Raw genomic sequence first — 21705 nt, 5'->3', positions numbered from 1 at the left:
TATCGCGAGCAGGCTCACTCCTACACTTGAAATGCGTTCCCCCCTGTAGGAATGAGCCTGCTCGCGATGAGGCCATTCCAAGCAACATCGATCTACCTGAAACAATGCCAAACAGAAAATTCCAGACTACTTTGTAGGATTCTGAGACATCCTGGCGTTTGGTGATCGGGGAGCTGGCACGTATGATGCTTCACAAACTTCCGCAGATTAGAAGCCTATGTCCCTGATAGTTCTACTGCTTCTGCCATTCATTGGCAGCTGTCTGGCAGCGGTGCTGCCTCACAACGCGCGTAATACCGAATCACTGTTGGCAGGTCTGGTCGCTTTGATCGGCACCGTCCAGGTCGCGATGTTGTACCCGCAAATTGCCCACGGCGGCGTGATCCGCGAAGAGTTCATGTGGTTGCCCAGCCTCGGTCTGAACTTCGTTCTGCGTATGGACGGTTTCGCCTGGCTGTTCTCGATGCTGGTACTCGGCATCGGTACGCTTGTTTCTCTCTATGCCCGTTATTACATGTCGCCGGACGATCCGGTGCCGCGTTTCTTCGCGTTTTTTCTGGCGTTCATGGGCGCCATGCTCGGTCTGGTCATCTCCGGCAATCTGATTCAGATCGTGTTTTTCTGGGAGCTGACCAGCCTCTTCTCGTTCCTGTTGATCGGTTACTGGCACCACCGCGCCGACGCCCGTCGCGGTGCTTATATGGCGTTGATGGTCACCGGTGCCGGCGGGTTATGCCTGCTGGCGGGGGTCATGATTCTCGGCCATGTCGTCGGCAGCTATGACCTCGACAAGGTCCTGGCCGCCGGCGACATGATTCGCGCACATTCCCTCTACCCTATCCTCCTTCCCCTTATTCTCATTGGCGCCCTCAGCAAAAGTGCGCAGTTCCCTTTCCACTTCTGGCTGCCCCACGCAATGGCGGCGCCGACACCGGTTTCGGCCTATCTGCATTCGGCGACCATGGTCAAGGCCGGGGTTTTCCTGCTCGCGCGTCTGTGGCCGTCGCTGTCCGGCAGCGAAGAATGGTTCTACATCGTCAGCGGCGCTGGTGCGTGTACGCTGTTGCTCGGCGCCTATTGCGCGATGTTCCAGAACGATCTCAAAGGCTTGCTGGCTTATTCGACCATCAGCCACCTCGGCCTGATCACGCTGTTGTTGGGTCTCAATAGCCCGTTGGCCGCTGTGGCGGCGGTATTCCACATCCTCAATCACGCGACATTCAAAGCCTCGCTGTTCATGGCCGCGGGCATCATCGACCATGAAAGCGGTACTCGCGATATCCGCAAACTCAGCGGCCTGATCAAACTGATTCCCTTCACAGCGACGCTGGCCATGGTTGCCAGCGCCTCGATGGCAGGCGTGCCGCTGCTTAACGGCTTCCTGTCGAAAGAGATGTTCTTCGCCGAAACCGTGTTTATCAATGCCACGGCGTGGGTTGAAGCGGCGCTGCCGATTGTCGCGACCATCGCCGGTACATTCAGCGTTGCCTACTCGTTGCGCTTCACCGTCGATGTGTTCTTCGGCCCGCCGGCCACCGACCTACCCCACACCCCGCACGAGCCACCACGCTGGATGCGCGCGCCAGTGGAACTGCTGGTATTCACTTGCTTGCTGGTGGGGATTTTCCCGGCGCAGATCGTCGGCCCATTGCTCGCGGCAGCGGCATTGCCCGTCGTCGGCGGCGAACTGCCGGAATACAGCCTGGCGATCTGGCACGGTCTGAACGCACCGATGATCATGAGCCTGATTGCCATGTCCGGCGGCATCGTCGTCTATCTGTTGTTGCGCAAACAGCTCAAGCGCGGGCGCTTTAAATACCCGCCACTGGTGGGGCGCTTCAACGGTAAGCGCCTGTTCGAGCGTAGTCTGGTCGTCATGATGCGTATGGCCCGACGCTTGGAGCGACGACTCGGCACCAAGCGCTTGCAGATGCAATTGTTCCTGATGGTAATGGCGGCGGTACTCGCCGGCCTGATCCCGATGTTGCACAGCACGCTGAGCTGGGGCGACCGGCCGAAAATCCCCGGTTCCATTGTCTTCGTGACCCTGTGGTTGCTGGCCATCGCCTGCGCGCTCGGCGCCGCGTGGCAAGCCAAGTATCACCGTCTCGCCGCCCTGACCATGGTCAGCGTCTGCGGCTTGATGACCTGCGTGACCTTCGTCTGGTTCTCCGCACCGGATCTGGCCCTGACGCAACTGGCAGTGGAAGTGGTCACCACCGTACTGATTCTGCTCGGCCTGCGCTGGTTGCCACGCCGCATCGAAGAAGTCTCGCCACTGCCGAGCAGCCTGCGCAAAGCACGCATTCGCCGCCTGCGCGACTTACTATTGTCGATTGCCGTCGGCGGTGGCATGGCGCTGCTGTCCTACGCGATGCTGACGCGGCAAACGCCGAACGACATCTCCTCGTTCTACCTCAGCCGCGCCATGCCTGAGGGCGGCGGCAGCAACGTGGTCAACGTGATGCTGGTGGATTTCCGTGGCTTCGACACCCTCGGCGAAATCACCGTGCTGGTTGCCGTGGCGCTGACCGTATTCGCCCTGCTGCGGCGCTTCCGTCCTCCAAAAGAAAGCCTGCAATTGCCAGCCCAGCAACGCTTGCTGGCACCGGACGTGGTCACCGATCTGGTCAACCCGCGTTCCGCCAGCGATACCGCGCTCGGCTTCATGATGGTGCCGGCAGTGCTGGTGCGTCTGCTGCTGCCGATTGCGCTGGTGGTGTCGTGCTACCTGTTCATGCGCGGGCACAACCAACCGGGCGGCGGTTTCGTCGCCGGCCTGGTGATGTCGGTGGCTTTCATCCTGCAATACATGGTCGCCGGTACACAGTGGGTCGAGGCACAAATGAGCCTGCGGCCGTTGCGCTGGATGGGCACCGGATTGCTATTCGCCACCGCTACAGGTCTGGGCGCGATGCTGGTCGGTTATCCGTTCCTGACCACACACACCTGGCATTTCAGCTTGCCAGTGCTGGGTGACATCCATGTCGCCAGCGCGCTGTTCTTCGACATTGGCGTGTACGGCGTGGTGGTCGGTTCGACGCTGTTGATCCTCACCGCACTCGCCCACCAATCGGTGCGGGGTCACAAGACCGCATCGCTGCCCAAGTCCGTCGCTAGTAAAGGAGCCGTCTGATGGAAGAAGTCATCGCAATCGCCATCGGCGTGCTCGCCGCGTCCGGCGTCTGGCTGATCCTGCGGCCACGGACATTCCAGGTGGTCATGGGCCTGTGCCTGCTGTCGTATGGCGTCAACCTGTTCATCTTCAGCATGGGCAGCCTGTTCATCGGCAAGGAGCCGGTGATCAAGGACGGTGTCACCCAGGATTTGTTGCACTACACCGACCCGCTGCCACAGGCACTGGTACTCACCGCGATCGTCATCAGTTTCGCCATGACCGCGCTGTTCCTCGTCGTGCTGCTCGCTTCACGCGGTTTGACCGGCACCGACCACGTTGACGGCCGGGAGCCTAAGGAATGATGGCGATGACTCACCTGATCGCCGCACCGATCCTGCTGCCGCTGCTGACCGCAGCCATCATGCTGATGCTCGGCGAGCGGCACAGACCGTTGAAGGCAAAAATCAACCTGTTCTCCAGCCTCGTCGGCCTGTTCATTTCGGTGCTGTTGCTGCAATGGACGCAAACCACCGGCGTGCCCGGCTCCATCGGGGTTTACCTGCCGGGCAACTGGCAGGCGCCGTTCGGCATTGTGCTGGTGGTTGATCGCCTGTCGGCGCTGATGCTGGTGCTGACCGGGATCATCGGCGTCAGCGCCCTGCTGTTTGCCATGGCCCGTTGGGACGGCGCCGGTTCAAGCTTCCACGCGCTGTTCCAGATTCAGTTGATGGGCCTGTACGGCGCGTTTCTGACGGCGGATCTGTTCAACCTGTTCGTATTCTTCGAAGTCTTGCTCGCCGCGTCTTATGGCCTGTTGCTGCACGGCTCGGGTCGGGCACGGGTCTCGTCGGGGTTGCATTACATCTCGATCAACCTGCTTGCCTCGTCGCTGTTTCTGATTGGCGCGGCCCTGATCTACGGTGTCACCGGCACGCTGAACATGGCCGATCTGGCGCTGAAGATTCCACTGGTGCCGGAGGCCGACCGCGGCTTGCTGCACGCCGGCGCGGGGATTCTCGCTGTCGCCTTCCTGGCCAAGGCCGGCATGTGGCCGCTGAACTTCTGGCTCGTACCCGCCTATTCTTCCGCCAGTGCACCGGTGGCGGCGATGTTCGCGATCATGACCAAGGTTGGCGTGTACACCCTGCTGCGTCTGTGGACCCTGTTGTTTTCCGGCCAGGCCGGAGCGTCGGCATTCTTTGGTGGCGACTGGCTGATCTACGGCGGCATGGCGACGATGGCCTGTGCGGCGCTGGCGATTCTGGCCGCGCAACGGCTGGAGCGCATGGCCAGCCTGAGCATTCTGGTGTCGGCGGGGATTCTGTTATCGGCCGTCGGTTTCGCCCAGCCAAACCTGATCGGCGCGGCGCTGTTCTATCTGGTCAGCTCGACCCTGGCGCTGAGTGCACTGTTCCTGCTGGCAGAACTGATCGAACGTTCGCGTTCGGCCAACGAGATCCCGCTGGAAGACGAAAGCGAACTGCTGCCACGCCCACAGGAATCCCTGCAACCGCCCAAAGGCATCAACCTCGATGACGAGCAGAAAGCCGTGGTCGGCCAGGTTATCCCGTGGACTATGGCGTTTCTCGGCCTGAGCTTCATCGCCTGCGCTTTGCTGATTATCGGCATGCCGCCGCTGTCCGGATTTATCGGCAAACTCAGCCTGATCGGCGCCTTGCTCAATCCGCTAGGCCTGGGCACCGGCGCGCCGATATCCAACGCGGCCTGGGCGTTGCTGGCACTGCTGATCCTCACCGGGCTGACGTCGTTGATGGCGTTCTCGCGCCTCGGCATCCAGCGCTTCTGGACCCCGGAGGAGCGCCCTTCGCCGCTGCTGCGCAAACTCGAATGCGCGCCGATCTTCCTGTTGCTGGGGCTGAGCATCGTCTTGACCTTCAAGGCTGAGCCGCTGCTGCGCTACACCCAGGCCACCGCCGAGGCACTGAACAACCCGCAGCAATACGTCATGGCGGTGCTCGGCACCCGTGCCGTACCGAGCCCGGAAGCCAAATCGGCGATGCTGGAGGTGCAGCCATGAAGCGCGTGTTTCCTGCACCTTTATTGTCGTTGGCGCTGTGCGCCTTGTGGCTGACCCTGAACCTGTCGATCAGCCCGGGCAATCTGCTGCTCGGCGCGATACTGGGTTTTGCTGCACCTTTGATGATGCGCAAACTGCGCCCGAAACAAGTTCGCATTCGCCGTCCGGGAACGATTCTGCGCCTGTTTCTGCTCGTGGGCCGTGATGTGGTGATGTCCAACCTGATCGTTGCGTGGGGCGTGCTCAATGCTGGTCGGCGCCCTCCGCGCTCGGGCTTTGTCAAAGTCCCGCTGGACCTGCGCGATGCTCACGGCCTCGCAACGCTGGCGATGATCTGCACGGTGGTGCCCGGCACGGTATGGTCAGAGCTGGCGCTGGATCGCAGCATTTTGTTGTTGCACGTCTGGGATCTGGATGACGAAGCGCAGTTCATCGAGCACTTCAAGAGCACCTACGAGCGGCCGCTGATGGAGATTTTCGAATGAGCCCATTACTGTCGAACGCGATCCTGCTGACGCTGTTCCTGTTCTCGCTGGCGATGGTGCTGACCCTGGTGCGCCTGTTCAAAGGCCCTTCGGCGCAAGATCGGGTCTTGGCGCTGGACTACCTGTACATCGTCGCGATGCTGATGATGCTGACCCTGGGCATTCGGTATTCGAGTGACACTTACTTCGAAGCGGCGCTGCTGATTGCGCTGTTCGGCTTCGTCGGCTCGTTTGCCCTGGCGAAATTCCTGCTGCGTGGCGAGGTGATCGAATGAATGCTGAATTGTCGCTATGGATCGAGATTCCGGTGGCGATCCTGCTGGTGCTTAGCGGGCTTTTTGCGCTGATCGGTGCGATCGGATTATTGCGTATGAAGGATTTCTTCCAGCGCATGCATCCGCCGGCACTGGCTTCGACGCTAGGCGCATGGTGTGTGGCGCTGGCATCGATCATCTGTTTTTCGGCGCTGAAGTCCGGGCCGGTCATACATGCCTGGCTGATTCCGGTTTTGCTGGCGATTACTGTGCCGGTGACTACTTTGCTGCTGGCGCGGGCGGCGTTGTTCCGCAAGCGCATGGCTGGGGATGATGTGCCGGCCGAGGTCAGTAGCCGCCGCACCGAGAGTGGTAGCTGAAGATTTGTAGGGGCTGATATGACGCCATCGCGAGCAGGCTCACTCCTACAGGGGAACGCATTCCAAATGTAGGAGTGAGCCTGCTCGCGATAGCGATATCCGACTCACCTCAAACCCAAGCCACCGCCAACAACCCCGCTCCCAATACCGCACACAACGGCGAATACACCCAGGTGTCGAGCCGCGCAAACCGTGAATCCGTCACTTCCTTGAAAAACCCGACCAGATTCGAATCACCAATCGCCCGGGCAAACATCAACAGCGCAATCGCGCTGATCACCCATTGCAGCGCTTTGTGTGTCACCGCCGGCACTCCCCAGCCAACCCGCATACACACCAACGCAGCAATCACCAGCAACGCCGCCGCCACGATCAACGTGAGCCAGCCTGACGGCTTGAACGCCGGCCGCACCGTTGCGACAAATCCGCGCACCGGCACCTGCGGCACCACCACCGCTGCCGCCCACTGCCCACCCAGCGCCCAATACACGTGCATCAAGGCGATCACCGCAAACGTTGTCACCAGCCATTGAGCCAACACAAAGGTCATGGTTGAAATCCTTGGAAAGGGATTTGAACAAATCAGCCTAGTCGCATTTTTTCCAAGTGCACGACCGATCAGCGGTACGGTAAAGTGCCGCCCCATGAAATTCTCCCGTTCCGATCGCTCACTACTGGCCTGGATGCTTTATTGCTGCGTCCTGTTCAACGTGTTCGCCTGCAGCATCGGTCACGGACAAATGGTTGGCATGCAGCTGAACGGTATCGGCGGCCAGTTCTGTACAGTCGACCCGGCCACTCAAGCGCCGCTCGCCAGCAACCCCACTGAAGAACAACTGCCGACCCTGTCCAAGGCATTTGGCTGCCCGCTGTGCTCGGTCGGCGGCGGCATGGGCCCGGCGTTCAACTCCAGCCTGACGCTAGCGATCCTGCCCGAACAACACAACCCACCACTGGCGCCCATCGTCAGCGCCGACCTCCCTGCCCGCATCACCTGGCCGTCGGCCAACCCTCGCGCCCCACCGCTCGCCTGAGTGTCTCTGCCTTTTTGATTTGTCAGCCCACTGCGCCAACGCGCGGCGTTTGCCTGTGCGCTGACTCCTAGACAAGCATTCAGGATTCAATGATGAAACAACTCACTCTGCTGGCGAGCCTGTGCGGCTGCCTGTCCGTTAACGTCTGGGCGCAATCCACCGTGGATCTGGCGCCGATCACCATCGATGGCGAGTCCGGCGCAGAACCGGGTCTGAGCCTCGACCAATCCAGCGGCATGGCCTCGCGACTGGGTTTGAGCGTGCGCGACACGCCGGCCTCGGTGGCCATCGCCAATCGCAATGACATCGAACGCCATGGCGCGCAGAACTTCCAGGACGCCGCCAACACCTTGCCTGGGGTCAACGCCAGCGCACCGCCGGGGTTCGGCGGCTTCGTCTCCTATCGTGGCTTCACCAGCAGCCAGATCACCCAGATGTTCAACGGCATCAACGTCTCCGGCGGACTCGCGCGGCCCGTCGATTCATGGATCTATGATCGTGTGGAACTGGTCGGCGGCCCGTCGTCGCTGATCAACGGCGCAGGCTCGGTGGGGGGATCGCTGAACTACGTGACCAAACTCGCCACCCGTGATGAACAAGCGGTTGAAGGCCGGGTCAGCTACGGCACCTACGACACCAGCGAAACCGCTTTCGGCCTCAACCACGCCCTCACCGACCCGAGCGCCGACGTGCAGCACTACGCGCGCCTCGACGTCAGTCACAACACCAGCAACGGCTACATCGACCGCCAGGAGCGCGATGCCTGGAGCGTGGCGTTCTCGCTGCTCAGCGATCTCACACCCGACCTGTCGCACACGTTGGCCCTGGAATATCAGGATGAACACGAAGACAGTCCGTACTGGGGCACGCCCGTGCTCAATCCCAAGGCCGGCGAGTTGAAGATCGATAAACACAACCGCTTCAATAACTACAACGTCGAGGACGGTCGCTACGAGCAGCGGACGATCTGGGTCCGTTCGATCATCGACTACCGGATCAACGACAGCACCACCCTGCGCAATACGCTGTACCACCTCGACAGCCAACGCGATTACCGCAACCTCGAAACCTACCAGTACAACGCCGACAACACCGCGGTGAATCGCTCCACTGCGTATCAGGTGCGTCATCAAGGCGAGCAGAACGGCAACCAGTTCGAGTTGCGCCATGACAACACGCTGTTCGGTCTCGATACGACGTGGTCGGGGGGCTTCGAATACAAGGTCAACCAGACCACCAACTCGCCGCTGAACGTCAAAGGTGCTAGCTCGGTTGACCCGAACAACTACCGTCCGGGGCATTTTTACGACATCCCGGGCACCAACCCCAAGCTGATCAGCGACAAAACCAACGAGGTCACCACCAGAGCATTGTTCGTGGAAAACCGTTTAGCGTTGACCGACAAACTGTCGCTGCTCACCGGTCTGCGCTATGACGACATTGACCTCGACGTGACCAACCATCGCACGGTAACCGCCACCAACCCGAAACACCTCAAGCGCAGTTGGGAACCAGTCACCGGCCGCGCCGGCCTGACTTACCAATTCATTCCGTCGGCCAACGTCTACGTGCAATACAGCACCGCCGCCGAGCAACCGAACGGCACGCAAGACTTCGACGTTTCCACCGGTAAGCAATGGGAGATTGGCAGCAAATTTGATTATCTGAACGGGCGCGGCTCGGCGACGATTGCGGCCTACACCATTGAGCGAAAGGACTTCGCCGTGACCGATCCGCTGGACCCGACCAGCAGTATTCCGGTCGGTCAGCAGACGTCGAAAGGTTTAGAGATCGCCAGCTCGTTGCGGATCACCGACAAGCTGCTGGCTGAAGGCAACTTCGCTTGGGTCGATGCGCAATACGATGATTTCACCGAAAAGAATGCCGCCGGCGTGGTGGTATCACGCAAGGGCAACACGCCGACCAACGTGCCGGATCGGGTTGGCAATCTGTGGCTGACTTATGATTTTTCGCCGCAATGGCAAGGTGGGGTGGATGCACGATATGTGGCGTCGGTGTATGCCGATACTGCGAATACCATGACCGTGCCGTCGTACACATTGTTCGGCAGCTTTCTCAGCTACAAGGTTGATTCGCATACCACCGTCACCGGGCGCGTGCGTAACCTGACCAATGAGGTGTATGCCGAGTTTGCGCATGTTTCGCCGGCGTATTACCTGGGGACACCGCGCACCTTCGAACTGGCCGTGCAGACGAAGTTTTAAAAGCATCGCGAGCAGGCCCGCTCCCACAGTGTTTGGTGTCGTACATAAAATTTGCATTCAACGACAATACCTGTGGGAGCGGGCTTGCCCGCGATGAGGCCGGGCGCTACAGCCTCTATTTCAGATCAGCGGATACCTTATCCGCCACATCCTTCGGCAACCAGGCCTGCCACACATCCGGGTGGGCCTTCATGAACGCCACCGCCGCATCACGCGGCGCCGTGTGCTTCTCGCTCATCTCGGCCAACGCCTTGTTCAACGGCTCGATCGGAAAGTCCACTTTGCTGAAGAATTCGGCAATTTGCGGATATTGCTTCTGGAACGGCGTAGACACACCAATCGACAGCTTCGAAGCCAGCGACCGGGTCGGTTTCGGATTGGGATTATCCGCATCGGTTAGCGTCTTCCAGGCTTCGGCATCAAACGGCGGCTCTTCAAGTTGCACCAGTTTGAATTTGCCCAGCAGCGGCGTCGGCGACCAGTAGTAAAACAGCACCGGCTTACCGCGACGAATCGAAGAGCTGATCTCGGCGTCCAGCGCCGCACCCGAACCACTGCGGAAATTGGTGTAATCGTCCTGCAGACCATAAGCCGTCAACTTCTGCTTGTTGACCACTTCCGACGTCCAGCCGATCGGACTGTTGAGGAACCGACCCTTGCTCGGATTTTCTGCATCTTTGAACACGTCCTTGTACTTTTTAAGATCACTGACACTGCGCAGGTCCGGCGCCAGCGGCTTGATGCCTTTGGCCGGGTCACCCTTGATCACGTACTCCGGCACCCACCAGCCCTCGGTAGCGCCCTTGACGGTATCACCGAGGCTAACGACTTTGCCTTCGGCCTCGGCCTTGACCCACACCGGACTGCGCCCCGCCCACTCCTCGCCAATGACCTGAATGTCATTGTTGGCCAGTGCGGTTTCCAGCGTGATGGTGGTGCCAGGCAAGGTGTCGGTTGGCAAGCCGTAGCCCTTCTCGACGATGATCCGCAGCACATCGGTAATCAGGCTGCCGCTTTCCCAGTTCAGGTCGGCAAAATGGATCGGCGCCTGGGCGGCAATCACCGATGGCACTGATGTCAGCAAACCGAACGTGGCCACGCTGGCGGCCAATAAGCGTCGAAATCCGTTCATGCATTGCACCTCGTGCTGTTCACAGCAATGGCAGGTTGGCCTGACAGAAGACCGCAAGCCTCTGAATACTCAGTCAACTGACTGTAGCCGAGGTTCCTGCTTTTTCCGGGTCATGCTGCGGACGAGGTTATGAATCAGACTTTTCCTGCAAGCTTTGCAGCTCGCGCCTGACCATGCTGGCGTATTCCGCGGGGCGCAACTGATAGATCTGCGCAGCCAGCCAATTCAGCCAGGCACCCTGCAGTTCCGCCTTGGCGGCGAACAACCGCTGGGCTTCCTTGCGTGCAGTATCGAGGTTCTGCGAATGGAAATCCGCGCGGCTCACTCGCTGGCCTTGAACGTCACCAGCTCACCCTTGCGCCACTTGGCGGCTTTGGCCGTAACGGCTTTCAGGGTTTTGGTCAGGCCTTCCTGCAATTGCTCATGGGCGGCGAACACGGTCACCACGCTATGGCCTTCCTTGAACAGGATGGCGTGCCCGTCAGCGGTTTCGACGAAAGCGTAATCACCCAGTCCATAGACCGTGAGTTTGATTTCGCGAAAACGCAGATCCATCTTGCCGCCTTCGCGGCTGGGCAAGACCGATGCACTGAAATGATCGCCGACCTTGAGCTTGAGCCCCGGTTTGTCATCGACCACCAAGGCACTTTCGGTGTCGATCTCGGCCACGTAAATGCCTTCGGCGTTCTGCTCGGTGATGTAAACAAAACGCGACTGGAACAGCTTGACCAGCTTTGCACGCAAATCACCCAACACGAACAAAGCATGCATATCGAGATTACTGACTGCCAAAGAAACATCCCCACATCTGAAAAAACCGCACACGGAAAACGCGCACGGCAAAAAAACGGCCAGGCCGATGTCACTGCAAACAAATCAATAAAGCCCGAATCGAGCAGAGTGCTCATTCAACGCGAGGTTGGTAAGACTACTGGATTGTCACTCGGGAAACTCATCCCGATGTCGCCAAAACCTGAAGGAAAATTCCTCAGCGTCAGCAAGAGCAGTCTGACTACGAACTTTAGGGAAAATTCTCACGAAAAAAAGCACTTCTCCGACATATCGCTGGCGAAAAATTGCTTTAGATAAGCCCTGTCGTCAACAGGTACTGGCGATTCTAGAGCAGCGATGCTCATTCCGACTACCCGAAACGGCCGGTAAATACCGGCCAACTGATGAAAAGGACTTCATATGTGCACTCGGACTCACTTTGCCATGACCGTTGACGCCCGGATCGAATCGTCGCTGATACTAAGTGCCACCACGATCAACGACGATTACCCGCGTTTCCAAGTGGTACCCGCCGGCAACGCTTTCTTCCATATAAAGGAAACATCGACCGGGCGCGTAAGAGGTTTCCGTGAAGATCACAACGAAGCCTGCGCCCTCGCCCGCTCACTTGAGTCGAAGATCGAACTCCTGGCGAATGGCTGCCTCAGATAAAGAGAGCGACCGATTGTGCCATCCCGGCGCAAATCAAAAAGGAGAACACGATGGATCTGGAAGGTTATAACTTGAAAACTCTGTTCGATCAGTTAGGTCTTCCTTCAGAAGGACCGGAGATCGACAGTTTCATCGACGCGCATCCTCTCGACGCTGACACCAAACTAGTCGATGCCCATTTCTGGTCGGACTCTCAAAGGCAAACGCTGCAAGAGTGGATCAGCAAAGACGATGACAGGGCAATCGTCTTCGACGAGCTGAACGTACGCCTTCACGACGGCAAGTAACCGAACTCAGTGCAGGCTGTCACCACACTCGGCTTGCAATTGCGCGAGCCACGCAGCCTTGCACTCCTCGGCCTCGTTGCGACTGGCAAACGCGGTGCCGCGACGCTCGCCATTGAGCAAAACCACCCAGCACACGCTCTGCCCCAACGCGCGCAAACCGGCCGGTACGCCACTGCCGATCATCACGGCAACATCAACTCTGCACTGCATGCAGCCCCCGAAATCATTAGCAACCTAACTAAGCGGGCAGATTAATGGTTTCTTTCGAGCGGAAACAGCAAGCTCCGTGCACAGATTCATTGCACCGCAAGTAACAATCTCTCAGCGCGGTTTCTCCGGCTTATAGCCCAGGCGCAATCCACCCCAGTGCCGGCCCTTAATCATGATCGGCACCGACAGGTCATGCATCAGTTCACCGGTGTCGCGGGTGTAAGTCTGCAACAGCACCGGTTGCTGATGGTTGCCGCAGCGAATACCGGTGCGATCCGCGAACTTGCGTTTGGTGCGATTGTTCACCGCATCGACCTGCGCATCGCCAGTCAACGGCTGACTGAACAGCTGATTGTGCGTTGGCACATAACCTTGCTGCGTGCAGGCAATAGCGAACACCAACCCCTCGTGACGCGGCAACAACGGCTCCTGAATCGCCGGCAGCACCTGATCGGTGTAACGGTCGAAACGGGTTTGAAACTTCGCCGGTTGGGTATTCGGGATCGGCTGATACTGGCGATCGAACAGATCCTCGAGGCTTATCTTTCCCTGCTCGACATCCGCTTCGAAACGCGCGGCAATCTGGCTCGCCCCTTCGCGGGCCAGATCGTAGATGCGCTGGTGATAGTCATCCAGACCGACTTCGGCCAGCCGCTCGCTGATGGTTTCCGCCTGCCCTTCCATTTGCACCGCCGCTTCAGCGAGGCGGCGAGTCTGTTGATCGCTGATCGCCAGATCGCTGCGCATCTGCTCGATGGCCTTGAACAGGCTGTCGAGCTGTTCGCGATTGGTTTCTGCACCATGAGCGATTTCACCGACCTGGCTTTCCACCCCCGCTGCCAGTCGCGCGATGTTCTGCAGATGCTGGCCGGTGTGTTCGACCTGCTCGACACCGATCTGCAGATCACTCGACAACTCGCGAATCTGCTCCACCACCTGCGCCGTCCGTTGCTGAATGTCGGCGACCATCTCACCCACTTCACCGGTGGCCGACGCCGTGCGCGCCGCTAATCCACGCACCTCATCCGCGACCACGGCAAAACCGCGACCATGCTCTCCGGCTCGCGCTGCCTCGATCGCCGCGTTCAATGCGAGCAGATTGGTTTGACTGGCAATCGACTGAATCACCAGGGTCACGCGCTGAATATCGTCACTGCGCAGGCTCAAGGCTTCGATCAACTCACGGCTGGCATTGGCGCGCTGACTGAGCTGATGCATGCGCGCGATCGAATCCACCAGTTCCGTGCGCCCCGCCGCGCTGCTGTGATGCGCCTGACTGGCCGCCTCAAGCGCGGCACGGCTGAGCTGTGAAGTGGCGTGCTCGGTCGCAATCATCACCTCAGCGTTGCTGACGATCTGCGCCGCCGCATCGAGTTGCGATTCAAGTTTGCTCGCCAGTTCCTTCACCGAAAACGCCACGCCGGCCGCCGACAAGGCGTTATGGCTGGTGGTGTAGGAAAGGTCGCGGGTCAGTTCGGACATGGCGCTGCCAGTGTCGGCAGGCTGGGCATCGGGGATGGCGCGGGAACGCAAGCGCGGCAGCCAGACAATCAGCACCGCCAGCGGCATGCCAATGTACAGCGACCATCCACCCAGTGTCATGCCGGCCAGCAACAGCATCAGGGCGATGCTTTGCAGGGTCGGCGCGATCCAGCGGTTTTTCGGCAAAAGCACTGGTGCAGGCAAAGCCCCAACCAGAGATCCGTCTCTCGTCATATCAACACCCCACGCTTGTTCTCATTATTGTGACTGCATTAAACGCCACTACAACGCCATTATCCATGGTCCGTTAGTCGTGGGGTCTGTGGCAGGTCAATGGAACGGCGCGGGCTTATTGCAGACGAGCAAAAACAAAGATCGCAGCCTTCAGCAACGCCTATGTAGGAGCTGCCGAAGGCTGCGATCTTTTCAAGGTGCCCCTGTTGAAAGGGTCACCCCACAGAATCAGGCCTGACGCTGGTGCTTGTCGATCTGCTCGTGACGCTCTTGAGCTTCGATGCAGTACTTGGTGGTCGGGCTGATCAGCAGGCGCTTCAGGCCAATGGCCTCGCCGCTATCGTCGCACCAGCCAAAGCTGTCTTCCTTGATGCGCTCAAGGGCTTGTTCCAGTTGCGGCAGCATGCGCTGGTCGCGATCGATCGCGTTCACCAGCCAAGTGCGCTCTTCTTCAACCGAAGCCGCGTCCGCCGGGTCAGCCGGGGTGTCCAGGCTTTCGATGGCGATACGGTTTTGCTCAATGCGCTCGTGGGTTTCGACTTTCATGTTCTGCAGCAGCTCAGTGAAGAAAGCGTGCTGCTCTGCATTCATGTAGTCATCTGCCGGCATGGCCAGCAACTTGTCCTTTGTCATTGATATCTCTATAAAAAAACGTGCATTAAGGCGAATTAGGGAGCGTTTCGGCGAACCGCGTGCGGTCGGCGAAAAGGCATCGTTTATTGCAAATGCCACCCGGCACTCAATTTACGAGGGGCGGCAGTCTAAGGCCCGATCGAGGCCTCAGCAACTGTAAATACAGGGAATTTGTCCGACAACGCCCGGAAACTGCTCTGACACAGGGTTCACACGGCCATCGGAGTGCGTTTATAGCAAGAAATTCAGTCGAGCGGCTGTATATAGAAGACAAACGGCTAACCACGCAGCGCTCAGACGCAATTTTTTACCACGCACTGCATCGTTTCAGCAAAGCAGAACCGCAAAAGCCCCCCTAATATCAGGCCCACCGTGTGATCAACCAGCCTGAAGGATGACCTATGCCCCGCCCCGATCTGCCGGCCACCGACGAGGTTTCACTCGCCAGCCCCCCGATCAATGCCGAGCGCCTGCTGCAACTGATCACCGACGAATACGACGCCCTGCCGCGCCAGCTCAAACGCATCGCCAGCTACATCAGCCAACAGAGCGACCGGATCATGGTCGACCGCATCAGCGACATCGCCCGCGAGTGCGAAGTGCACCCGTCCGCCATCGTGCGCTTCTCGCAACGCTTCGGTTTCAGCGGCTTCAGCGAAATGCAGGCGCTGTTCCGCAGCGCCTACACGCACAAAGCCTCGCCGGTGCAAAACTACCAGCAACGCATCCGCAGCATGATCGCCGACCAGTCGCAGCAAGCCAGCGCCGGCGACCTCGCCCGCGAATGCATCGACGCCACCCGCTCCGGCATCGAACGCCTGGGCCGCGAACTCGACGACGCCGCCTTCGAAAAAGCCGTCGAGCTGATCGTCAACGCCGACAACATTTATGTCGTCGGCGTGCGCCGCTCCTTCGCCGTCGCCGACTACCTCGTTTACAACTTGCAACACACTCAGAAGCGCATTCACCTGGTTTCGGGGCTGGGCGGTAGCTATCGCGAGCAAATGCGCAGCGTGCGCGCCAACGATCTGGTCATCGCCATCAGCTTCGTGCCCTACGCCAAGGAGACCCAACACTGCCTGCGCTTCGCCCGCCAGCAACAGGCCAACACCCTGATCCTCACCGACAGCCAGCTCTCGCCGCTGGCGAAACTCGCCAACAGCGTATTGCTGGTCAACGAAGGCAGCGCCCTCGCCTTTCGTTCGCTGAGTGCGACGTTGTGTTTGTGTCAGGCGCTGTTTGTGGCAGTGGCGTATCGGCTGGAACTGAATGTTGATGAGATTCACGAACAACCCGGCTTCGACGACTGACAATTGCCTCAGCGTCGGCTAGGTTATGCCTTCCCACCGGTTTGACTTGAAGGAACGCGTCATGAAACTGATCGGCATGCTGGACTCCCCTTACGTACGCCGCGTAGCCATCTCCGCCAAACGCTTGGGGATTGACCTCGAACACGAGTCGGTCTCGGTGTTCCGCCACTTCGAGCAATTCCAGCAGATCAACCCGGTGGTCAAAGCCCCCACGCTGATCCTCGACGACGGCGTGGTCCTGATGGACTCGACCCTCATCCTCGACTACCTCGAAGCCAGTTCCGGCAAAAGCCTGCTGCCAACCGACCTGAAACAACGCGCCCACGCCCTACGCCTGATCGGCCTCAGCCTCGCCGCCTGCGAAAAAGCCGTACAGCTCTACTACGAACGCAACCTGCGCCCGGCCGACATTCAATACCAACCGTGGGTCGAACGCGTCGAAGGCCAACTCGCCGCCGCGTTCACCGCCCTTGAGCAAGAACTGGAAAAAACCGGCCTGCCCACCGACGGCACCCTCACCCAGGCCGGCATCAGCCTCGCCGTCGCCTGGAGCTTCACCGACCTCGTCGTCCCCGACCAGATCGACACCCGCCGCTACCCCCACATCGCCCAATACACCGCCTACGCCGAAACCCTCGAAGCGTTCGTCAGCACCCCGATGACCTGACCATGAGCACCACCGACACCGCCGCCCCGGCGTTAAAGGAAATCTTCAACGCCGAGCGCTTGCAACACATCGCCCGCGAAATGAGCGCCGTGTACCCGGCATTCAAGGCCAAGGCATTTCTCAAACATGCCCAGGACGGACTCGCTGAATTATCAGTGATGCAACGTATGGCGCGGGTTAGCGAAAGCCTGCATGCCGTGTTGCCGCTGGATTACGAAGATTCCCTAGAAGTGCTTTTCGAACTCGCACCAAGGCTAAACAGCGGATTCGTTAGCATGTGTTTGCCGCACTACGTCGCGAGCTACGGCGGGCATGCGTTCGACACCTCCATGGACGCCCTGAAGTACTTCACCACCTTCGGCTCCTCCGAATTCGCCATCCGCCACTTTCTGCGCAGCGACCTCGAGCGCTCGCTGGAACAGATGCACGACTGGACCCGAGACGAAAACCACCACGTCCGACGCCTCGCCAGCGAAGGCAGCCGCCCTCGCCTGCCTTGGTCGTTTCGGTTGGGAGCGGTGCAGGCGGATCCGCAGTTGGCAGCGGGGATACTGGATCGGTTGAAGGCGGATGAGAGTTTGTACGTGCGCAAGTCCGTGGCGAATCATTTGAATGATGTGACGAAGGTGCATCCGGAGTGGGTGTTGGACACGATTGAAGGTTGGTCGCTGGAGAACAAGTACACGGCTTGGATTGCTAAGCATGCTTTGAGGAGTTTGATTAAGCAGGGGGATTTGCGGGCGCTGACGGTGATTGGTGCGGGGGCGAAGGCTGAGGTTGAGTTGTTGGATGTGCGGGTTGAGCCGGCGGTGGTTAGGTTGGGGGAAGCGATTACGTTGTCGTTTGTGGTGAAGTCGACGGTGGCGCATGAGCAGCGGTTGGTGATTGATTATGCGATTGACTATGTGAAGGCGAATGGTGGGATTTCGGCTAAGGTTTTTAAGTTGAAGATGGTGGTGTTGGCGGGGTATGGGAGTGAGGTTGTGGGGAGGCGCCAGGTGATTAGGGATTTTACGACGCGAAAACACTATTTTGGGCAGCACCTAGTACATGTACTGGTAAATGGAGCTAAATTGGCGAACTCATCTTTCGCAGTTAGCGCTGAACAAGCCTAAAAAGCAGTCCTTTTACTTGTGCCTTAAGCAAACGGTAAGACTGAGAAGGAGCACTTACCTTGACAAAAAAACAATTTGACAATCACCCCAAAAAGCGAAGCCTTGAGAAAAACTCAGGCCCAACGAAATGCTGATCTCCAACTTTGATAGCAATAACAATCACATGAGCCACACCAAAAAGCTATTAGAAGAGTGTAAAGATCACTTTATTATTGCTTCTCCTTTTTTAGCCTCCAACATGTCGGAGTTCCTGAAAAATTTTAATTTCTCAAACCTTAACACCATCGAACTTATTACAACGCTAAGACCTTATAGCGAAGAACAGCTAACGAAACCATATCAAATCATAGCCTTCTATAATTTTTTTTCACAAAACCATCCTAAAATAAAATTAAACATCCACATCAGCAACAAATTACACGGCAAGATTTATTTATCAAAAAGCCAAAAAACAATGATTTTAACATCAGCAAACTTCACCAACAATGGACTAGTAAGCAATCACGAGTGGGGGTTCCTTACGAAAGATGAAACCATCATCAACAAGACTGCCACAGAACTATTCCACCACATTGAATACAAAGAGCTTACCTTACACCAATTACTGAAGGCGTGCATGTTTTCAGAGCAATACAAAAAACTCAACCCTGAATGGGTCACCCTTCCAGATATATCGTGCGATATTCTCAAAAGCATTTATAGCGATACAAGCGCGAACAACACAACCACCCAATATTTTCTTAAACCGATCGGTCACAGTGAAAGACCTGTAACACTTAATGACCAACAAGACTTTTCAGGATTGCACCAGAACTTACACTTTTCTAAGAAAAAACCAAAAGGCTTGAGAAAAGGCGACATAATAATCACTACTGCTGTAGGCGCGGGATCAATATTATCATACTTCCGAATAACCGGCGGCCTACAATATGTCGCTGATGCACAAGTAAAAATAGAACCTTGGGTCCAAAGATGGCCTTGGTATCTGGAAGGGCGTAATCACTCACCGAAATTTGGAGGGTCGTGGTGGATACACGATTTAAAACGGCAGGATCTACTTGACGAATTTAGACAAATCCATCCAAACACAGCCATCACCAATGCCGGCGGCTTTAGCTTAGGAACCATTAACATGGGAAGTGACAAGGTCAAAATCACAAAGGAGTTTGGGGAATTCTTGATAGAAAAAATCAATTCGATTGAAAAACAACTCAACTCCGAACCTTACCTACAACATGAAAACTAGACACTTATAAAAATCGCATTCACCAAGGCAGCATAAGCTCTCTCACTTAAGAAAAAAAACAGCAAGGAATAGAGAATGAAAGGAAATATACTTGGTGACATCCGAGCAGAGCATGATGCAAAGATGCTCGAAACCTCCTTCTGGCCGACTACGGACTACAAATCTTTATTAGAGTCTAATGACAGATGCGTTATAGTTGGGCGCCGCGGGACAGGAAAGAGCGCATTAGTTTACATGCTTTCTAAACACTGGCACAGCAAACCAAAAACACACACAATCACCATAACGCCAGTAGAAGAGCAAATAATTGGATTAAGAGATATTGTCTCACTGTTTGGCGAGAACTACCTACACATTAAGGCAGGAAGCAAACTTGCCTGGCGTTATGCAATCTACATGGAGATCATTTCCGAGATAAGCGATCACTATAAACTGCAAGGTAACTTGACGGACCCTACTGCATTAAAGCACCTCAGCATCTGGGGTGCAAAGCGGCAAAACATCAGTGGAAAAATAAGAAAAAAACTACTCAGCATACTGGAAAACACAAAGGACCAGTCTCCGGCTCGTCGAATATCAGAGCTCTCAGATGGCTTCGAACTTGATGAATTGGAAGACGCAATTCTCGAAGCGCTAGAAAGAAATAAATTTCAGTTTGTTATTTTTGCCGATAGATTAGATGAAGGTTACACGCCAGATGATGTAGGCGTCGCTATTGTAGACGGTTTCATTCAATCAGTTATCGATATAAAACAGACCTTCAAAGAACGAGTAATAGCCTTCGCATTCGTCCGAGACAACATACACCGCGCCATATCTAAAATGGACCCAGACTTTACAAGAAATATTGAAGGACAAGTACTCAGACTACACTGGGACGAGTACAATCTATTCAACTTGGTCTGCAATCGAATTCGATCAGCTTTTGATTCAAAGATAGAGAATAACACCCGACTATGGAATGCCTATACAGCAAACAGCCTCCAGTCCAGCACTGGCTTCCGTGAAGCACTAAAACTCACTCTATATCGGCCTAGAGACATACTTGTTTTGCTCAATGACGCCTTCCTGCGTGCTTTTGTTCAAGATCGAGATAAAATTATAATCGACGATATAAATGCAACAGCAAATACAATCTCACAAAACAGACTAAATGACTTGCTCAAGGAGTACGAGACAGTATTTCCAGCCCTGGACGTGTTCACATCGCTATTCTCAAACAAGAAACCAGACTACCAAGTCTTAGAGACCGCAAAATTAATCACAACTGCAATGGCATCCCCAGTACTTGAAAGCAAAATAAAGCAACAGGATATCCTTCTCCTTGACGGGCCCATTCAAGTTATCCAGCGTCTCTACAGCATTGGGTTTTTAGGACTTTACAACACACAGTCGTCTTCGTACGTATTTTGCCATGACGGAAAAGAACCTGAAAAAGATTTTTCAGAAAGTTCTAAGATATTAATTCACCCTTGCTACTGGCTAGCACTAAGCATCCAAGAATTTGATATTGACAGCAATGCAGCCGAAGACATTCATGACGAGTACGACATAGAAGTTAGCTCTGTTTCGGAAGAACAGCGCAAACAACGAATTGGATCACTACTCAAAGATTTGAGCGAGATACCTGAAGGAAAAGCCGGAGCTGTCGACTTTGAGGCATGGTCTTTAAAGGCAATTAAAATACTTTTCGCAACAAACCTTGCAAATATCGAATTGCACGCCAATAAAAATGGACTTCAGCAAAGGGATATTATCGCCACCAATCTCGCTGACTCAGGAGTTTGGTCTCGAATCCTTACAGATTATCAAACACGGCAGGTCATCTTCGAAGTCAAAAACTATCGAGATTTGACATCATCGGACTATCGCCAAGTTAACGGCTATCTTTACAAAGACTACGGGCGATTAGCATTCATCATCAATCGAGATTTCAACGACAACCTCGAAAAACACAGAGAGCTACAATGGGCGAAAGAAATCTATGACAATCACAACAAAATAATAATAAAAATTTCACATAAATTTCTAGAGCGCCATCTTTCAAAAATGAGAAGCTTACAAAAGCACGACGAAGCAAATAAACAACTAAGCAAACTGATCGATCTTTACATCAGAACATACCTAACGCACAAATCGCGATAAACAATAGACTTAAACCAAGGATAGAGCGCTATTAAACTGGGTCTCCTTTTTCTCCTTAATCGGTTGAATCCTTACCAGATACTATATAAAAAAGGGGACTGATTTGAATGGCACTTACTTAACATGTTTTGGGTGCCCGTTTTTTCTGACATCTGCCCTTGCTGACCGACGTGGTTTGGTCAGCAAGGGGTAGGCTTGAGGTCTTCGTTTTATGGCTCGCGGCTCGATACGACCAGGCCGATTTCCGACGCGCCTCTGAGCAATCAG

23 protein-coding genes and 1 pseudogene are annotated in these 21705 nt (G+C 56.2%); 16 read left to right on the top strand and 8 right to left on the bottom strand.

Annotated features, from left to right (window positions below; genetic code table 11):
* Nucleotides 1–217: 217 nt before the first annotated feature.
* The 6 genes from CKW26_RS20970 to CKW26_RS20945 are packed head-to-tail and all read left to right on the top strand — an operon-like array spanning nt 218 to nt 6275.
* Nucleotides 218–3136 (top strand): monovalent cation/H+ antiporter subunit A, encoded by a 2919-nt coding sequence (locus CKW26_RS20970; RefSeq protein ID WP_095050006.1) that lies wholly within the window; start codon nt 218–220, stop codon nt 3134–3136.
* A complete protein-coding gene (locus CKW26_RS20965) occupies nt 3136–3480 on the top strand; it encodes a Na+/H+ antiporter subunit C (protein WP_007910763.1) in 345 nt (114 codons plus the stop codon). The genes CKW26_RS20970 and CKW26_RS20965 overlap by 1 nt, the downstream gene beginning before the upstream one ends.
* Complete coding sequence (locus CKW26_RS20960) at nt 3477–5156, top strand: monovalent cation/H+ antiporter subunit D (RefSeq protein WP_095050005.1); 1680 nt, start codon at nt 3477–3479, stop codon at nt 5154–5156. Before CKW26_RS20965 ends, CKW26_RS20960 begins: the two co-directional genes overlap by 4 nt.
* Nucleotides 5153–5641 (top strand): Na+/H+ antiporter subunit E, encoded by a 489-nt coding sequence (locus CKW26_RS20955; RefSeq protein ID WP_095050004.1) that lies wholly within the window; start codon nt 5153–5155, stop codon nt 5639–5641. The genes CKW26_RS20960 and CKW26_RS20955 overlap by 4 nt, the downstream gene beginning before the upstream one ends.
* Nucleotides 5638–5916, top strand: coding sequence for a K+/H+ antiporter subunit F (locus tag CKW26_RS20950; protein ID WP_007910754.1), 279 nt, complete (start codon nt 5638–5640; stop codon nt 5914–5916). Before CKW26_RS20955 ends, CKW26_RS20950 begins: the two co-directional genes overlap by 4 nt.
* Nucleotides 5913–6275 carry a Na+/H+ antiporter subunit G gene (locus CKW26_RS20945; RefSeq protein ID WP_093437301.1) on the top strand — a complete coding sequence of 121 codons (363 nt, stop codon included), beginning with the start codon at nt 5913–5915 and terminating at the stop codon, nt 6273–6275. Before CKW26_RS20950 ends, CKW26_RS20945 begins: the two co-directional genes overlap by 4 nt.
* 109 nt (nt 6276–6384) lie before the next feature.
* Here the strand turns inward: CKW26_RS20945 and CKW26_RS20940 are convergent, their stop codons facing one another.
* A complete protein-coding gene (locus CKW26_RS20940; protein WP_095050003.1) occupies nt 6385–6825 on the bottom strand; it encodes a DUF3995 domain-containing protein in 441 nt (146 codons plus the stop codon).
* A 94-nt stretch (nt 6826–6919) separates the two neighbouring features.
* Between CKW26_RS20940 and CKW26_RS20935 the strand changes: the two genes are divergently transcribed.
* Together CKW26_RS20935 and CKW26_RS20930 are read left to right on the top strand one after the other, a co-directional pair.
* Nucleotides 6920–7309 (top strand): DUF2946 domain-containing protein, encoded by a 390-nt coding sequence (locus tag CKW26_RS20935; protein WP_095050002.1) that lies wholly within the window; start codon nt 6920–6922, stop codon nt 7307–7309.
* A gap of 92 nt (nt 7310–7401) precedes the next feature.
* The gene (locus tag CKW26_RS20930; protein ID WP_095050001.1) at nt 7402–9534 is read left to right on the top strand and encodes a TonB-dependent siderophore receptor; all 2133 of its coding nucleotides are present in this window, start codon (nt 7402–7404) and stop codon (nt 9532–9534) included.
* A 115-nt stretch (nt 9535–9649) separates the two neighbouring features.
* Here CKW26_RS20930 and CKW26_RS20925 read toward each other — a convergent pair whose 3' ends face one another.
* From CKW26_RS20925 to CKW26_RS20915, 3 genes are all read right to left on the bottom strand, one after another.
* A complete protein-coding gene (locus CKW26_RS20925; RefSeq protein WP_095050000.1) occupies nt 9650–10666 on the bottom strand; it encodes an ABC transporter substrate-binding protein in 1017 nt (338 codons plus the stop codon).
* A 127-nt stretch (nt 10667–10793) separates the two neighbouring features.
* On the bottom strand, nt 10794–10991 hold the full coding sequence (locus CKW26_RS20920; protein ID WP_095049999.1) for a hypothetical protein: 198 nt from the start codon (nt 10989–10991) through the stop codon (nt 10794–10796).
* On the bottom strand, nt 10988–11437 hold the full coding sequence (locus CKW26_RS20915) for a hypothetical protein (RefSeq protein WP_176471300.1): 450 nt from the start codon (nt 11435–11437) through the stop codon (nt 10988–10990). The genes CKW26_RS20920 and CKW26_RS20915 overlap by 4 nt, the downstream gene beginning before the upstream one ends.
* Here CKW26_RS20915 and CKW26_RS29720 point away from each other — a divergent pair.
* The 3 genes from CKW26_RS29720 (at nt 11432) to CKW26_RS20905 (ending at nt 12396) form a co-directional block, all read left to right on the top strand.
* Complete coding sequence (locus tag CKW26_RS29720; RefSeq protein ID WP_141231802.1) at nt 11432–11755, top strand: hypothetical protein; 324 nt, start codon at nt 11432–11434, stop codon at nt 11753–11755. The two genes, CKW26_RS20915 and CKW26_RS29720, sit on opposite strands and share 6 nt — an antisense overlap.
* A gap of 102 nt (nt 11756–11857) precedes the next feature.
* On the top strand, nt 11858–12109 hold the full coding sequence (locus CKW26_RS20910; protein WP_095049997.1) for a hypothetical protein: 252 nt from the start codon (nt 11858–11860) through the stop codon (nt 12107–12109).
* A gap of 50 nt (nt 12110–12159) precedes the next feature.
* Nucleotides 12160–12396: a DUF2789 family protein gene (locus tag CKW26_RS20905; protein ID WP_095049996.1), complete on the top strand. Its 237-nt coding sequence runs from the start codon at nt 12160–12162 to the stop codon at nt 12394–12396.
* A gap of 6 nt (nt 12397–12402) precedes the next feature.
* Here CKW26_RS20905 and CKW26_RS20900 read toward each other — a convergent pair whose 3' ends face one another.
* The 3 genes from CKW26_RS20900 to CKW26_RS20890 form a co-directional block, all read right to left on the bottom strand.
* Nucleotides 12403–12606: a hypothetical protein gene (locus CKW26_RS20900; RefSeq protein WP_095049995.1), complete on the bottom strand. Its 204-nt coding sequence runs from the start codon at nt 12604–12606 to the stop codon at nt 12403–12405.
* 111 nt (nt 12607–12717) lie between these two features.
* Nucleotides 12718–13941 carry a methyl-accepting chemotaxis protein gene (locus CKW26_RS20895; RefSeq protein WP_371917972.1) on the bottom strand — a complete coding sequence of 408 codons (1224 nt, stop codon included), beginning with the start codon at nt 13939–13941 and terminating at the stop codon, nt 12718–12720.
* A gap of 609 nt (nt 13942–14550) precedes the next feature.
* Entirely contained in the window at nt 14551–14955 is a 405-nt protein-coding gene (locus CKW26_RS20890; protein WP_003225981.1) for a TraR/DksA family transcriptional regulator, read from the bottom strand.
* 401 nt (nt 14956–15356) lie between these two features.
* Between CKW26_RS20890 and CKW26_RS20885 the strand changes: the two genes are divergently transcribed.
* From CKW26_RS20885 to CKW26_RS20865, 5 genes are all read left to right on the top strand, one after another.
* Nucleotides 15357–16265 carry a MurR/RpiR family transcriptional regulator gene (locus tag CKW26_RS20885; protein ID WP_095049993.1) on the top strand — a complete coding sequence of 303 codons (909 nt, stop codon included), beginning with the start codon at nt 15357–15359 and terminating at the stop codon, nt 16263–16265.
* A gap of 61 nt (nt 16266–16326) precedes the next feature.
* Complete coding sequence (locus tag CKW26_RS20880; protein WP_016982987.1) at nt 16327–16932, top strand: glutathione S-transferase; 606 nt, start codon at nt 16327–16329, stop codon at nt 16930–16932.
* 2 nt (nt 16933–16934) lie between these two features.
* Complete coding sequence (locus tag CKW26_RS20875; protein WP_095049992.1) at nt 16935–18047, top strand: DNA alkylation repair protein; 1113 nt, start codon at nt 16935–16937, stop codon at nt 18045–18047.
* Nucleotides 18048–18174: 127 nt separating this feature from the next.
* Complete coding sequence (locus tag CKW26_RS20870) at nt 18175–19293, top strand: phospholipase D-like domain-containing protein (protein ID WP_095049991.1); 1119 nt, start codon at nt 18175–18177, stop codon at nt 19291–19293.
* A 75-nt stretch (nt 19294–19368) separates the two neighbouring features.
* The gene (locus CKW26_RS20865) at nt 19369–21438 is read left to right on the top strand and encodes a P-loop ATPase, Sll1717 family (RefSeq protein WP_095049990.1); all 2070 of its coding nucleotides are present in this window, start codon (nt 19369–19371) and stop codon (nt 21436–21438) included.
* A gap of 114 nt (nt 21439–21552) precedes the next feature.
* On the opposite strand, the pseudogene CKW26_RS20860 reads toward CKW26_RS20865, so the two are convergent.
* Nucleotides 21553–21705 (bottom strand): annotated as a pseudogene (locus CKW26_RS20860) (IS4 family transposase); the annotation flags it as partial.

It is taken from the genome of Pseudomonas sp. Irchel s3h9 (assembly GCF_900187475.1).
Lineage (GTDB): Bacteria > Pseudomonadota > Gammaproteobacteria > Pseudomonadales > Pseudomonadaceae > Aquipseudomonas > Aquipseudomonas neuropathica.
This window is presented reverse-complemented; position numbering and strand designations above follow the sequence as displayed.

What these genes read in the sequence shown, in the direction of transcription:
- CKW26_RS20950 (WP_007910754.1), top strand. Translation starts at nt 5,638, where the DNA reads ATGAGCCCATTACTGTCGAACGCGATCCTGCTGACGCTGTTCCTGTTC.
- CKW26_RS20935 (WP_095050002.1), top strand. Translation starts at nt 6,920, where the DNA reads ATGAAATTCTCCCGTTCCGATCGCTCACTACTGGCCTGGATGCTTTAT.
- CKW26_RS29720 (WP_141231802.1), top strand. Translation starts at nt 11,432, where the DNA reads ATGCATATCGAGATTACTGACTGCCAAAGAAACATCCCCACATCTGAA.
- CKW26_RS20885 (WP_095049993.1), top strand. Translation starts at nt 15,357, where the DNA reads ATGCCCCGCCCCGATCTGCCGGCCACCGACGAGGTTTCACTCGCCAGC.
- CKW26_RS20900 (WP_095049995.1), bottom strand. Translation starts at nt 12,606, where the DNA reads ATGCAGTGCAGAGTTGATGTTGCCGTGATGATCGGCAGTGGCGTACCG.
- CKW26_RS20870 (WP_095049991.1), top strand. Translation starts at nt 18,175, where the DNA reads ATGCTGATCTCCAACTTTGATAGCAATAACAATCACATGAGCCACACC.
- CKW26_RS20930 (WP_095050001.1), top strand. Translation starts at nt 7,402, where the DNA reads ATGAAACAACTCACTCTGCTGGCGAGCCTGTGCGGCTGCCTGTCCGTT.
- CKW26_RS20940 (WP_095050003.1), bottom strand. Translation starts at nt 6,825, where the DNA reads ATGACCTTTGTGTTGGCTCAATGGCTGGTGACAACGTTTGCGGTGATC.
- CKW26_RS20960 (WP_095050005.1), top strand. Translation starts at nt 3,477, where the DNA reads ATGATGGCGATGACTCACCTGATCGCCGCACCGATCCTGCTGCCGCTG.
- CKW26_RS20875 (WP_095049992.1), top strand. Translation starts at nt 16,935, where the DNA reads ATGAGCACCACCGACACCGCCGCCCCGGCGTTAAAGGAAATCTTCAAC.
- CKW26_RS20925 (WP_095050000.1), bottom strand. Translation starts at nt 10,666, where the DNA reads ATGAACGGATTTCGACGCTTATTGGCCGCCAGCGTGGCCACGTTCGGT.
- CKW26_RS20955 (WP_095050004.1), top strand. Translation starts at nt 5,153, where the DNA reads ATGAAGCGCGTGTTTCCTGCACCTTTATTGTCGTTGGCGCTGTGCGCC.
- CKW26_RS20890 (WP_003225981.1), bottom strand. Translation starts at nt 14,955, where the DNA reads ATGACAAAGGACAAGTTGCTGGCCATGCCGGCAGATGACTACATGAAT.
- CKW26_RS20895 (WP_371917972.1), bottom strand. Translation starts at nt 13,941, where the DNA reads ATGATTGCGACCGAGCACGCCACTTCACAGCTCAGCCGTGCCGCGCTT.
- CKW26_RS20865 (WP_095049990.1), top strand. Translation starts at nt 19,369, where the DNA reads ATGAAAGGAAATATACTTGGTGACATCCGAGCAGAGCATGATGCAAAG.
- CKW26_RS20965 (WP_007910763.1), top strand. Translation starts at nt 3,136, where the DNA reads ATGGAAGAAGTCATCGCAATCGCCATCGGCGTGCTCGCCGCGTCCGGC.
- CKW26_RS20915 (WP_176471300.1), bottom strand. Translation starts at nt 11,437, where the DNA reads ATGCATGCTTTGTTCGTGTTGGGTGATTTGCGTGCAAAGCTGGTCAAG.
- CKW26_RS20905 (WP_095049996.1), top strand. Translation starts at nt 12,160, where the DNA reads ATGGATCTGGAAGGTTATAACTTGAAAACTCTGTTCGATCAGTTAGGT.
- CKW26_RS20910 (WP_095049997.1), top strand. Translation starts at nt 11,858, where the DNA reads ATGTGCACTCGGACTCACTTTGCCATGACCGTTGACGCCCGGATCGAA.
- CKW26_RS20945 (WP_093437301.1), top strand. Translation starts at nt 5,913, where the DNA reads ATGAATGCTGAATTGTCGCTATGGATCGAGATTCCGGTGGCGATCCTG.
- CKW26_RS20970 (WP_095050006.1), top strand. Translation starts at nt 218, where the DNA reads ATGTCCCTGATAGTTCTACTGCTTCTGCCATTCATTGGCAGCTGTCTG.
- CKW26_RS20880 (WP_016982987.1), top strand. Translation starts at nt 16,327, where the DNA reads ATGAAACTGATCGGCATGCTGGACTCCCCTTACGTACGCCGCGTAGCC.